This window comes from Thauera sedimentorum (assembly GCF_014489115.1).
Classification (GTDB): domain Bacteria; phylum Pseudomonadota; class Gammaproteobacteria; order Burkholderiales; family Rhodocyclaceae; genus Pseudothauera; species Pseudothauera sedimentorum.
This window is the reverse complement of the sequence record NZ_JACTAH010000002.1, coordinates 164,437-176,606: the sequence shown is the minus strand read 5'-3', so window position 1 is coordinate 176,606 and position 12,170 is coordinate 164,437. Positions and strand designations below refer to the sequence as shown.

Annotated in this window: 13 protein-coding genes; 9 read left to right on the top strand and 4 right to left on the bottom strand. The window is 67.5% G+C overall.

What is annotated here, in order from left to right; translation table 11 throughout:
- Positions 1-69: 69 nt before the first annotated feature.
- From IAI53_RS10610 to IAI53_RS10600, 3 genes are read right to left on the bottom strand one after another with little or no spacing between them, the layout of a single operon-like run.
- The gene (locus IAI53_RS10610; RefSeq protein WP_187718177.1) at positions 70-510 is read right to left on the bottom strand and encodes a putative toxin-antitoxin system toxin component, PIN family; all 441 of its coding nucleotides are present in this window, start codon (positions 508-510) and stop codon (positions 70-72) included.
- Between the two features lie 59 nt (positions 511-569).
- On the bottom strand, positions 570-2,393 hold the full coding sequence (locus IAI53_RS10605; protein WP_187718176.1) for a PHA/PHB synthase family protein: 1,824 nt from the start codon (positions 2,391-2,393) through the stop codon (positions 570-572).
- A gap of 19 nt (positions 2,394-2,412) precedes the next feature.
- A complete protein-coding gene (locus tag IAI53_RS10600) occupies positions 2,413-3,474 on the bottom strand; it encodes an MBL fold metallo-hydrolase (protein WP_187718175.1) in 1,062 nt (353 codons plus the stop codon).
- 155 nt (positions 3,475-3,629) lie between these two features.
- Here IAI53_RS10600 and IAI53_RS10595 point away from each other — a divergent pair, with 155 nt between their 5' ends.
- From IAI53_RS10595 to IAI53_RS10560, 8 genes are all read left to right on the top strand, one after another.
- A complete protein-coding gene (locus IAI53_RS10595; protein ID WP_187718174.1) occupies positions 3,630-4,067 on the top strand; it encodes a MerR family transcriptional regulator in 438 nt (145 codons plus the stop codon).
- 75 nt (positions 4,068-4,142) lie between these two features.
- On the top strand, positions 4,143-4,610 hold the full coding sequence (locus tag IAI53_RS10590) for a PaaI family thioesterase (protein WP_187718173.1): 468 nt from the start codon (positions 4,143-4,145) through the stop codon (positions 4,608-4,610).
- A 49-nt stretch (positions 4,611-4,659) separates the two neighbouring features.
- Positions 4,660-5,832 (top strand): isovaleryl-CoA dehydrogenase, encoded by a 1,173-nt coding sequence (locus tag IAI53_RS10585; RefSeq protein WP_187718172.1) that lies wholly within the window; start codon positions 4,660-4,662, stop codon positions 5,830-5,832.
- A 175-nt stretch (positions 5,833-6,007) separates the two neighbouring features.
- Positions 6,008-7,198, top strand: a complete 1,191-nt coding sequence (locus IAI53_RS10580) for an acetyl-CoA C-acetyltransferase (RefSeq protein ID WP_187718171.1) — start codon at positions 6,008-6,010, stop codon at positions 7,196-7,198.
- Positions 7,199-7,429: 231 nt separating this feature from the next.
- Positions 7,430-8,563, top strand: coding sequence for an acyl-CoA dehydrogenase (locus tag IAI53_RS10575; protein ID WP_187718170.1), 1,134 nt, complete (start codon positions 7,430-7,432; stop codon positions 8,561-8,563).
- Positions 8,564-8,697: 134 nt separating this feature from the next.
- Positions 8,698-9,300 (top strand): 2-hydroxychromene-2-carboxylate isomerase, encoded by a 603-nt coding sequence (locus tag IAI53_RS10570; RefSeq protein ID WP_187718169.1) that lies wholly within the window; start codon positions 8,698-8,700, stop codon positions 9,298-9,300.
- A gap of 160 nt (positions 9,301-9,460) precedes the next feature.
- Positions 9,461-10,630 carry a WD40/YVTN/BNR-like repeat-containing protein gene (locus IAI53_RS10565; protein ID WP_187718168.1) on the top strand — a complete coding sequence of 390 codons (1,170 nt, stop codon included), beginning with the start codon at positions 9,461-9,463 and terminating at the stop codon, positions 10,628-10,630.
- Positions 10,627-10,884: a MoaD/ThiS family protein gene (locus IAI53_RS10560; RefSeq protein ID WP_187718167.1), complete on the top strand. Its 258-nt coding sequence runs from the start codon at positions 10,627-10,629 to the stop codon at positions 10,882-10,884. The genes IAI53_RS10565 and IAI53_RS10560 overlap by 4 nt, the downstream gene beginning before the upstream one ends.
- A gap of 18 nt (positions 10,885-10,902) precedes the next feature.
- Here the strand turns inward: IAI53_RS10560 and IAI53_RS10555 are convergent, their stop codons facing one another.
- Complete coding sequence (locus tag IAI53_RS10555; RefSeq protein WP_187718166.1) at positions 10,903-11,271, bottom strand: VOC family protein; 369 nt, start codon at positions 11,269-11,271, stop codon at positions 10,903-10,905.
- A gap of 118 nt (positions 11,272-11,389) precedes the next feature.
- On the opposite strand from IAI53_RS10555, the gene IAI53_RS10550 reads away from it, so the two are divergent.
- Positions 11,390-12,121 (top strand): helix-turn-helix transcriptional regulator, encoded by a 732-nt coding sequence (locus tag IAI53_RS10550; RefSeq protein ID WP_349771918.1) that lies wholly within the window; start codon positions 11,390-11,392, stop codon positions 12,119-12,121.
- Positions 12,122-12,170 lie beyond the last annotated feature (49 nt).

The window sequence follows — 12,170 nt, the reverse complement described above, 5'->3', positions numbered from 1 at the left end:
GGCCTTGGCCGCGATTGCGGCCTTCGGATTCACAACGCAGCTCGCGGCCAAGGCCGCTCCTACACTGGCTCAAGCGGCAGGCGTGTCGGCCAGGTAGCGCTCCGGCGTGAGAATGGCGAAGCGCTCGCGCACCAGGCGGTGGCGGGCAAGGCGCAGCAGGGCCTTGTCGCGGGTGAGCAGCAGGCCGGCGCCGGCGTCGCGGGCGATCTCCAGGAACTTCTGGTCATCGGCGTCGCGACAGGGCGGCAGTGGCGTTGCATCGGCGGCCGGCGGGGCGACGCAGACGATCCGCGCGCGGTAGGCCTCCAGCAGGGCCGCCTGGCGCGCCGGGTCGATGGCAAACTGGCGGTAGGCGAGGACGCGGCGCAATTCCTCCAGCGCGTCCTCGCGGCACGCCAGGCGCAGGCGGCCGGATTCGATGCGCGCACGCAGATCGACCAGCCCGGGGTCCTCGAAGAACCACAGGGCCATCACGGTGTTGGTGTCGAGGACGACGATGGGGGTAGGCATCGGGGCAAAAGAAACGAGGGGGCCGCGGCCCCCTCGTGCTCCATGTGGTCCTGCCGGACTCAGGCGCTGCGCGTGCTGTCGATGCGCACCTTGACGTAGCTGCCCGGCCCGTCCTCGATGACCTTCAGCTTGCCCTTGGCCGGGTCGCGCGGCGCGACCTGCTCGTCGTCGTGCGCGACCACCCAGGCCTGCCAGTCGGTCCACCACGAGCCCGGCTGCTGCTGGGCGGCGGCGAACCAGTCATCGGCCGACTCGACCAGCTTGGCGGCCGGGTTCAGCCAGTAGCCGTACTTGTTGGCCACCGGCGGATTGACGATGCCGGCGATGTGGCCGGAGCCGCCCAGCACGAAGCGCACCGGGCCGCCGAAGTTGCGCGCACCGGCGTAGGTGCTCTTCCACGGCGCGATGTGGTCTTCGATGGTGGAGATGAAGTAGCAGGGCACCTTGATCTTGCCGAGATCGATCGGGGTGCCGTCGATTTCGATGCCGCCGGGCTGGGACAGGCGGTTCTCCATGTACATCTTGCGCAGGTAGAAGCTGTGCATCTTCGCCGGCATGCGGGTGGAATCGGAGTTCCAGTACAGCAGGTCGAAGGGGAAGGGGTCCTTGCCCATCAGGTAGTTGTTCACCACGAAGGACCAGATCAGGTCGTTGGCACGCATCATGTTGAAGGTGCCGGCCATCTCCGAGCCTTCCAGGTAGCCGCGCTCGAACATCTTCTTCTCGAGGCTGGAGACCTGGCCTTCGTCGATGAACACGCCCAACTCGCCCGGCTCGGTGAAGTCGGTCATGGTGGTGAAGAAGGTGGCCGCGGCGATGCGCTTCTGCTTCTTGGCTGCCAGGTAGGCCAGGGTGGTGGCCAGCAGGGTGCCGCCCAGGCAGTAGCCTGCGGCGTTCACTTCCTTCTCGCCGGTCTGTTTCTCGATGGCGTCGAGTGCGGCGATCACGCCTTCCTGCACGTAGGCGTCGAAGCTCTTCTCGGCCAGCTTCTCGTCCGGGTTCACCCAGGAGATCACGAAGACGGTGTGGCCCTGGTCCACGCACCACTTGATGTAGGAGTTCTTCTCGCGCAGGTCGAGGATGTAGAACTTGTTGATCCACGGCGGCACGACCAGCAGCGGACGCTTGAGCACCTTGTCGGTGCTGGGCGTGTACTGGATGAGCTGCATCATGTCGGTCTGGAAGACCACCTTGCCCGGCGTGGTGGCGACGTTCTTGCCCAGCTCGAAGGCCGTGGTGTCGGTCATCTTCACCCGCAGGTTGCCGCCGCCTTCCTCGACGTCGCGCAGCAGGTTGTTCAGGCCCTTGACCAGGTTCTGCCCGTGGCTCTTGACCGTCTCGCGGAACACTTCCGGGTTGGTCATGGCGAAGTTCGACGGGCTCATCGCGTCGATGTACTGGCGGGTATAGAAGTTGACCTTCTTCTGCGTCTGCTCGTCCAGGCCCTCCACGCAGCACACCGTGTCATGCACGTGGCGGGCGGCGATCAGGTAGGACTGCTTGATGAAATCGAACATGAAGTGCTGTTCCCACTCCTCGTCCTTGAAGCGCTTGTCGGTCTTCTCGGGGGCGGCCACCGGGGGCGCCTGCATGCCCATGAAGCGCATCATGGAGTGCTGCCACAGCGAGAAGTAGTCCCACACCAGGTTCATCTGCGACTGGGCGAGCTTGTACGGGTTGGACAGCAGCTTGGCCATCATGTCCATGAAGGCCTGGGCGATGCCCAGTTCGTCGGCCGGTGCGGCCACGCCCTTCTTGAGCTGGCGCTGCACATGCTCGCTGATCAGCTTGGAGGCGCGCTGGGCAACCTCGGCGTAGGTCTTGGCGACTTCCTTCGGATCGGGAAGTTCGGGATGGGTGGTCTCTTGCGTGGGTGCAGCCATTTTTCTTCGTACTCCTCGTTCAAGCGTTTCTTGCAAAACGGATCACGCCATCGCCATCGACCTGCCTGCAGAGCTCTCCCCGCACTGCAAGATGGTTGAGATGGGCGATTGCCTCCCCCATGGCGAACATGACCTGGTGCGTGTCCAGTTCGCGCGGGAACAGAGTGCCGAGCAGTTCCCCTGCACTGCGCGGCATACTGCATGCTGCCAGCAGTTCGTTACAGCGGTCGCGGTGGTGCGTCACGAGTTGCTCCACACGCGTCCGGATGCCCCGGAACGGACTCCCGTGCGATGGTAGCACGAGCGTTCGGTCGGGCAGCTTGCTGATGCGGTGCAGCGAATCGAGGAACCAGCCGAGCGGGTCGTCATCCGGCGTGGCGGCGAAAACGCTGACATTGGTGGAGATGCGCGGCAGCAGCATGTCGCCCGAAATGAGCACCCCGAGCGACTCGCAGTAGAGGCTGGCATGTTCCGGGGCGTGGCCGTAGCCGACGATGACCTCCCATTCGTGCGCGCCGATGCGCAGGCGGTCGCCGTCGAAGAGCCGGTGGTAGCTGGCCGGCAGCGCCGGCACGCCGCGGCGGTAGGCGTTGCCGCGGGTGGCCAGCGCGTCCAGGCGGGCGGCATCCAGGCCGTGGGCGCGGAACTGTTCCACCATGTCGGCCACGCAATGCCCGGGCAGCTGGTGCCAGAGCGCGTGGCCGCCGAGGAACTCGCCCTGCGTCATGCATACCCGCGCCCCGTCGCGGGCGGCCAGCCAGTCGGCGAGGCCGAGATGGTCGGGGTGGCAGTGGGTCACGACCACGCGCGACAGCGGGCGGCCGTCGGCGGCGAGGATGTCGTTCCAGTGCGTGCGCACCTCGTCCAGGCCGAAGCCGGTATCCACCACCACGGCGGCGTCGCCGTCGTCGAGCAGCCACAGATTGACGTGATTGAGGGCGAAGGGCAGCGGCATGCGGACCCAGCCCACGCCGGTGGCGACCTGGCGCACGGTGCCGCCGGCGGGGGTGTCGGACCAGGGGTAGGACAGGGCGTCGGGGCCTGCCGCGTCGGGTTTGGTGGCGGGTGCGGTGGTATTCATCGGGGTCTCTCCTGCGGGCGGGGTGCGATGCGCATTGCTCAAACCCCGGAAATCTGCTTAACTTTTCTCGCTGTAAAAACTTTTGTTTTTATAAAACAAATATTTAACTTTTCCTGCCGCCTCCAGGGCGTGCGGGTTGCGCGACAGGCAGCGCCATGGCCACCGAACAAACCTACACCATCACCGAACTCGCACGCGAATTCGACGTTACCCCGCGCGCGATCCGGTTCTACGAGGATCAGGGCCTGCTCACCCCGTCGCGCAGCGGCCGGGCGCGGGTCTATACCAAGGCCGATCGCACCCGCCTGCGCCTGACCCTGCGCGGCAAGCGCCTCGGCCTGTCGCTCGCCGAGATCAAGGAACTGATCGACATGTACGACGGCGTGCGCAACTCGGCCCCGCAGCTGCAGCGCTTCCTGCGCGTGCTCACCGAGCGTCGTGCGGCGCTGGAGCAGCAGCGCGAGGACATCGAGGCCGTGCTCGGCGAGATCGACATGCTCGAGCGTCAGTGTTCCGCCCTGCTGGGCGACAACGCCGCCGGCGCCGAACAGGCGCGCGCCGAACTCGACCGCCACATGCGCAGCGTCGCTTGATTTTTTTGATGGTTAGTTTACGTTGACGTAAACGTAAAAACAATGACAGGATTCGCCTCTGTCGAAGGAGACCGAATGCGCCGCGAAGCCCCGATCTTCCAGCCGCGAGACCCGAACTACGCCGAGCGCGTGCGTGCGAGTTTCGACCGCCAGCAGGCGATGAGCCTGATCGGTGCGCGCATCATCGCGGTCGAGCCCGGCTTCGTCGAGATCGAACTGCCGCACCGCGACGACATCACCCAGCAGCACGGCTACATCCACGGCGGCATCGTCGGCATGATCGCCGACAACGCCGGCGGGTTCGCCGCCAACTCGCTGGTGTCGGCCGAGGCCAGCGTGCTCACCGTCGAATACAAGCTCAACCTGGTCGCCCCGGCGGCCGGAGAGCGCCTGGTGGCCTGCGGCGAGGTGGTGCGCCCGGGCCGTACGCTGATCGTCACCCGCGCCGACGTGTTCGCGGTGCAGGACGGGCAGTGGAACTTGTGCGCCACCATGCAGCAGACCATCATGGTTCTACACGGCAAGGCCGAGCGGCCCGCCTGAACGGACACGTACGACAACCGCTGAACAGCAGCGTGGAGGAGACCACAACATGAACGTACCCAGCCTGGACTTCAACCTCGGCGAAACCATCGAGATGCTGCGCGACACCCTGCGCGACTTCTGCGCCGCGGAAATCGCCCCGCGCGCCGCCGAGATCGACCGGGTGAACGAGTTCCCCGCCGACCTGTGGAAGAAGCTCGGCGACCTGGGCGTGCATGGCATGACCGTGGAAGAGGAATACGGCGGCACCGCCATGGGCTATCTGGCCCACATCATCGCCATGGAAGAGATTTCCCGCGCCTCCGCGTCGGTGGGCCTGTCCTACGGCGCGCACTCCAACCTGTGCGTGAACCAGATCCGCCGCAACGGCAACGAGGCGCAGAAGCGCAAGTATCTGCCGGGGCTGATCTCCGGCGAGCAGGTCGGTGCATTGGCGATGTCGGAGCCCAACGCCGGTTCCGACGTGGTCAGCATGAAGCTGCGCGCCGACAAGAAGGGCGACCGTTACGTGCTGAACGGTTCCAAAATGTGGATCACCAACGGCGGCGACGCCGACACCCTGGTGGTCTATGCCAAGACCGACATCAACGCCGGCCCCAGGGGCATGACCGCCTTCATCATCGAGAAGGGCATGAAGGGTTTCTCGCACGGCACCCACCTGGACAAGCTGGGCATGCGCGGCTCCAACACCTTCCCGCTGTTCTTCGACGACGTCGAAGTCCCGGAAGAGAACGTGCTGGGCGGCGTGGGCAACGGCGTCAAGGTGCTGATGAGCGGCCTGGACTACGAGCGCGCGGTGCTCTCCGGTGGCCCGCTGGGCATCATGGCGGCGTGCATGGACGTGGTCGTGCCCTACATGCACGAGCGCAAGCAGTTCGACACCCCGATCGGCGAGTTCCAGCTCATGCAGGGCAAGATCGCCGACATGTACTCCACCTGGAGCGCCACCCGCGCCTACGTGTATGCGGTGGGCCAGGCCTGCGACCGCCTCGATCATTCGCGCAGCCTGCGCAAGGACGCTGCCGGCGCCATCCTGTACTCCGCCGAAAAGGCCACCTGGATGGCCGGCGAGGCGATCCAGGCGCTGGGCGGCGTGGGCTACACCAATGAATACCCGGTCGGCCGCCTGTGGCGCGACGCCAAGCTGTACGAAATCGGCGCCGGCACCAGCGAGATCCGCAGGATGCTGATCGGCCGTGAGCTGTTTGCCGAGACGATGTGAGGCGTGGGTTTTCTCCCTCCCCTTCAAGGGGAGGGCCGGGGTGGGGATGGGTTTTACGCTGCGGCCTTCCGGCTTGACCCATCCCCATCCTGTCCTTCCCCTTGAAGGGGAAGGCACCTGCTAATCGGCATCGTTACCTACCGCAAGATTCAACCGACTTCATCAGGAGCACCCCATGACCGACCCCGTCGTCATCGTTTCCGCCGCCCGCACCCCGATGGGTGGCTTCCAGGGCGAGCTCGCCTCGCTCACCGCCCCGCAGCTGGGCGCTGCGGCCATCCGCGCCGCGCTGGAGCGCGCCGGCCTGAACGCCGAGCAGGTGCAGGAAGTGATCATGGGCTGCGTGCTGCCCGCCGGCCTCGGCCAGGCGCCGGCCCGCCAGGCCGCGCTGGGCGCCGGGCTGCCGCTGTCGGCCGGCTGCACCACCATCAACAAGGTGTGCGGCTCGGGCATGAAGGCCACCATGCTGGCCCACGACCTGCTGCTCGCCGGCAGCAACGAGGTGATGGTGGCCGGCGGCATGGAATCCATGTCCAACGCCCCCTACCTGCTGCCCAAGGCGCGCGGCGGCTACCGCCTGGGTCACGGCCAGGTGCTGGACCACATGTTCTTCGACGGCCTGGAAGACCGCTACTCGGAAGAGACCAAGGGCCGCCTGATGGGCACCTTCGCGGAAGACTGCGCCGGCCACTACAGCTTCTCGCGCGAAGCGCAGGACGAGTTCGCCATGAGCTCCACCACCCGTGCGCAGAAGGCCATCAAGGAAGGCCTGTTCAAGTGGGAAGTGACGCCGGTCACCATCTCCGGGCGCAAGGGCGATGTGGTCGTGGAGAACGACGAGCAGCCGCTCAAGGCCCAGCCGGAGAAGATCCCCACCCTCAAGCCCGCGTTCAGCAAGACCGGCACGGTCACCGCCGCCAACTCCAGCTCGATCTCCGATGGCGCCGCGGCGCTGGTGCTGATGCGCCGCTCCACCGCCGAGAAGCTCGGCCTCAAGCCGCTGGCCACCATCCTGGCGCACGCCACCCACGCGCAGGAGCCGAAGTGGTTCACCACCGCCCCGGTCGGCGCCATGCAGAAGGTGCTGGACAAGGCCGGCTGGCAGGTCGGCGACGTCGACCTGTGGGAGATCAACGAAGCCTTCGCGGTGGTCACCATGGCGGCCATGAAGGAAATGAACCTGCCGCACGACAAGGTCAACGTGCATGGCGGCGCCTGCGCCCTGGGTCACCCGATCGGCGCCTCCGGCGCACGCATCATCGTCTCGCTGCTCGGCGCGCTGCGCCAGTACGGCAAGAAGCGCGGCGTGGCCAGCCTGTGCATCGGCGGCGGTGAAGCCACCGCGCTGGCAGTCGAGCTCGCGTAGGCACCGGTTTTCTCCCTCCCCTTCAAGGGGAGGGTCGGGGTGGGGATGGGTATTCTCGGCCGCAAGGGGAACCCATCCCCCAGTGTCCGTCGGGGCCGGTTTTGCACAACCAGCCCGTTCGGTCGGCGCAAAGCATGCTTTGCGAAACCCCGCCCTCACCCCCCTTGAAGGGGGAGGGACGCAGGTAATGACCGACCAATCACCCGGAAACTCAGGTATCCAGGACTCACAATGATCCTCACCCAAGAACAGGAAATGATCCGCGACTCGCTGCGCGCCTTTGCGCAGGAGCGCCTCGCCCCCTTCGCCGCCGACTGGGACCGCAACCACACCTTCCCGCGCGAAGCCCTGCAGGAGCTGGCCGAGCTCGGCGCGCTCGGCATGGTGGTGCCGGAAGAGTGGGGCGGCGCGGGCATGGATTACATGAGCCTGGTGCTGGCGCTGGAAGAGATCGCCGCCGGTGACGGGGCCACGTCCACCATCGTCAGCGTGCAGAACTCGCTGCCCTGCGGCATCCTCAACCGCTTCGGCTCCGACGCGCAGAAGGAGGCCTGGCTCAAGCCCCTGGCCCGCGGCGAGAAGCTCGGCTGCTTCTGCCTGACCGAGCCGCACGTCGGCTCGGACGCTTCGGCCATCCGCACTACCGCGGTTCGCGAGGGCGACGAGTGGGTGCTCAACGGCGTCAAGCAGTTCATCACCACCGGCAAGCATGCCGACATGGCGATCGTCTTCGCGGTGACCGACAAGGCTGCCGGCAAGAAGGGCATCACCTGCTTCCTTGTGCCGGCCAACGCGCCCGGCTACCAGGTCGGCCGCATCGAGGAAAAGATGGGCCAGAAGGCCTCGGACACCACCCAGATCCTGTTCGAGGACTGCCGCATTCCGGCCGATTCCGTGATCGGTAAGGAAGGCGAAGGCTACAAGATCGCGCTCTCCAACCTGGAAGCGGGCCGCATCGGCATCGCCGCGCAGTGCCTGGGCATGGCGCGCGCCGCGCTGGAAGCGGCGGTCAAGTACGCGCAGGAGCGCGAAGCCTTCGGCAAGCCGATCTTCGAGCACCAGGCGGTGAACTTCCGCCTGGCCGACATGGCCACCCGCCTGGAAGCCGCGCGCCAGCTGGTCTGGCACGCCGCCAGCCTCAAGGACGCCGGCCGCCCCTGCCTCAAGGAGGCCTCGATGGCCAAGCTGTTCGCCTCCGAGATGGCCGAATCCGTATGTTCGGACGCCATCCAGGTGCACGGTGGCTACGGCTACGTGAGCGACTTCCCGGTCGAGCGCATCTACCGCGACGTGCGGGTGTGCCAGATCTACGAAGGCGCCTCCGACATCCAGCGCCTGGTCATCGGCCGCGCGCTGGCGGACTGAGGCCGGCGAAATGATTTGACCGGTTCCGCGGACCCCAACGCCTCCGGGATTCCCAAGCCTCCCTCTCCATGCCTGGGGGTGTCCGCGGAACTTCTTTTATTCCCAAGCCTGCCGGCGCAGGCGGAGATTGAACGATGGCCGAACCGATCGACTTCTACTTCGACTTCTCCTCGCCCTACGGCTACTTCATGGCCGAAAAGATCGACGCGCTGGCCGCGGCCCACGGGCGCAGCGTGCGCTGGCGGCCCTTCCTGCTGGGGGCGGTGTACAAGCACACCGGCTCCAGGCTCATGCTCGATGCGCCGCTCAAGGGGCCGTACGTGTTCCGCGACTTCGAGCGCACCGCCGCGTTCTACGGCCTGCCCTGGGTGGTGCCGCAGCCCTTCCCGGTGGGCACCCAGGTTGCTGCGCGCGCCTTCTACTGGCTGCTCGACCAGGACGAAGCCATGGCCCGCCGCTTCGCGCTGGACATCTATCGCGCCTACTTCGCCCAGGGGCGCGACATCTCGCAGGAAGCCGTGGTGGCGGACGTGGCCGCGGCGGTCGGCGCCGACCGTGCCGCTCTGGTCGAGGCGCTCGCCGGTGAGGCCATCCGCAACCGCCTCAAGGACGAATGCGCGCGCGCCATCGACAAGGGCGTGTTCGGCTCGCCCTACGTCATCGTCGATGGCGAAGCCTTCTGGGGCGTGGACCGCATCCCGCAGATCGAGCGCTGGCTGGAAACCGGCCGCTTCTGAGTACGGCACGGATGTCCGTGCCACGCATCCTGTCGATTTCGCTCCTCCCCCGACGACTAGGCGGTGTGGCGTCCTGCCACGCCGACTATCCTGAAGGACGTCGGGAACCGATCGCGCCCCGCGCCGTGCCGCAGGGTCGCCCGCCGAGGAGGAGCACGCCATGCCGGCCACGTCCGCAGACCCCGCCAGCCCAGCACCCTTGATCCTGGTTGCCACCCGCAAGGGCGCCTGGTTCGTCCATGGCGATGCCGCGCGCAGCCGCTGGCGGCTGGACGGGCCGCACTTCCTCGGTCACATCATCAACCATGTGGTGCTAGACCCGCGCGACGGCCGCACCCTGCTGGCCGCCGCCAGCACCGGGCATCTGGGCCCCACCGTGTTCCGCTCCACCGATCTGGGCGTCTCCTGGCAGGAGGCCAGCCGTCCGCCGGCCTTCGCCAAGCACGAAGACGGCAGCGGCCGTGCGGTGGACCACACCTTCTGGCTTACCCCGGCCCACCCGTCCGAACCCGGCTGCTGGTATGCCGGCACCTCGCCGCAGGGCTTGTTCCGCTCGCAGGACGGCGGCGACACCTGGGCGCCGTTCTCGCCGATCAACGAAGACCCGGATTACCTGCGCTGGATGGGCACGGTGCAGGACGGTACGCCGGACGGCCCCAAGCTGCACTCCATCCTGGTCGATCCGCGTGACCCGGCGCATCTGTACTTCGCCATGTCGGGCGGCGGCGTACATGAGTCACGCGACGGCGGACAGACTTTCGCGCCGCTGCTCAAAGGCCTGGAAGTGGGCGAGGGTTTCGACGTCGCCGACCCCACCTTCCATGATCCGCACTGCGTGCGCCTGTCGCCTGCCAACCCGGACCGCCTCTACCAGCAGAACCACTGCGGCATCTACCGGCTGGACCGCCCCGGCGACACCTGGGTGCGCATCGGCCGCGCGATGCCGGCGGAGGTGGGCGACATCGGCTTTCCCATGGTGGTCCACCCGCGCGACGCCGAGCGTGCCTGGGTCTTCCCGATGGACGGCCAGAGCGTCTGGCCGCGCACCAGTCCGGACGGAAAGCCCGCGGTGTATGCCACCCGCGATGGCGGCGAAAGCTGGCAGCGCCAGGACGCCGGCCTGCCGCGCGAACAGGCGTGGTGGACGGTGAAGCGCCAGGCCATGTGCGCGGACGCGCACGACCCGGTGGGGCTGTACTTCGGCACCACCAGCGGCGAGTTGTGGGCCAGCACCGACGAAGGCGCCAGCTGGACCTGCATCGCCCGCCACCTGCCGGAGATCTACGCGGTGGAAGCCTGCGTGCCGGCCGCCGGGGCAGGCGGGCGATGAAGGTGCTCATCCCCTCGCCGCTGCGCTCCTACACCGGCCAGTCGCTGGTCGATGCGCAGGGTGCCACGCTGGGCGAGGTGCTCGCCGACCTGGATGTGCGCTACCCGGGCATCCGCTTCCGCATGGTCGACGAGCAGGACCGTCTGCGCCGCCACATGCGCTTTTTCGTCAACGGCCGCGCGGTGCAGGAACTCGCCCAGCCGCTCGGCGCGGCCGACGAACTGGCCATCGTGCAGGCGCTGAGCGGCGGGTGAGCGCCGGGTCGAGGGTACTCAGTGCTTCGAGTACAACCCCACCCGGTTGCCCTCGCTGTCGATGAACAGCGCCATGTAGCCGACGTCATCGGCGATCAGCGTCTTCTCCATCGCCACTTCGCCGCCGGCCGCCCGCACCCGCTGGAGCGCCAGGTTCAGGTCCTCGCCGCCGTTCAGGTACACCAGCGTGCCGTTGTCGCGCGGCGCCAGTTGTGGCATCTGCACCAGCGCGCCGGAGGGCTGCGGTTCGGCGTAGGGAAAGATCGCCATCGGATGGCCACCGCACTCGTCGCGACGCAGCGTCACACCGAATACCGTCTCGTAGAAGCGCACCGCGCGCGCCATGTCGCTCACCGGCAGCTCGAACCAGCAGATCGGCTTGTCCATGTCAGGACTCCTTCGCAAGATCCGCCACGGGATGCGGCGGGTGAGGCCATTCTCGCCACGTCCTCCTGACAGCGTGGTGTCAGGAGCCTGGCCGGGCCGCTGCGCGACGCGTGCTATCGTGAAGCGTCTGTCAGCCACCCGGCCCCCGATGCGCCCCGCCGACCGTCTCTTCCAGATCATCCTCATGCTGCGCAACGGCCGCGTGCTCACCGCGCGCGCGCTCGCCGAGGCGCTGGAAGTCTCCGAGCGCACCATCTACCGCGACATCGCCGACCTCATCGCCAGCGGCGCCCCCATCGATGGCGAAGCCGGCGTCGGCTACCGCCTGCGCCGCGGCTACCAGGTGCCGCCGCTGATGTTCACCGGCGACGAACTCGAAGCCCTGGTGATCGGCGCCAAGCTCGTCCAGGCCTGGGCCGACCCTGCGCTAGGCCAGGCTGCCGCGCAGGCCATGGCGCGCATCGAGGCGGTGCTGCCGCGCGCCCTGGAAGAACGCATCGCCGCCAGCGAAATGCGCTACTGCGCGCCCGGCTTCATGCAGCCCGCAGCGCTGCGCGAGCCGATGACCCTGTTGCGCGAAGGCATGGAGAAGGGCCGCAAGGTGCAGGTGCGCTACCGCCGCGCGGACGGCGAGGTCTCCCTGCGCACCCTGTGGCCGCTCGGCCTAGTGTTCTGGGGGCATTGCTGGACGCTGGGTGCCTGGTGCGAACTGCGCCAGAGCTTCCGCACCTTCCGCGTCGACCGCATCGAGGCAGTGGAACCCGGCGCGGAGCGCTTCGACGACCGCTACGGGCATCTGTGGAAGGCCTACCTGGCCGAGGCGCAGGACGACGGTTCCGCCGTGGGATGAGGCCGGCGGCCCGCTCATTAACCCTCCTTTTGACAGGGTCATGCATAAG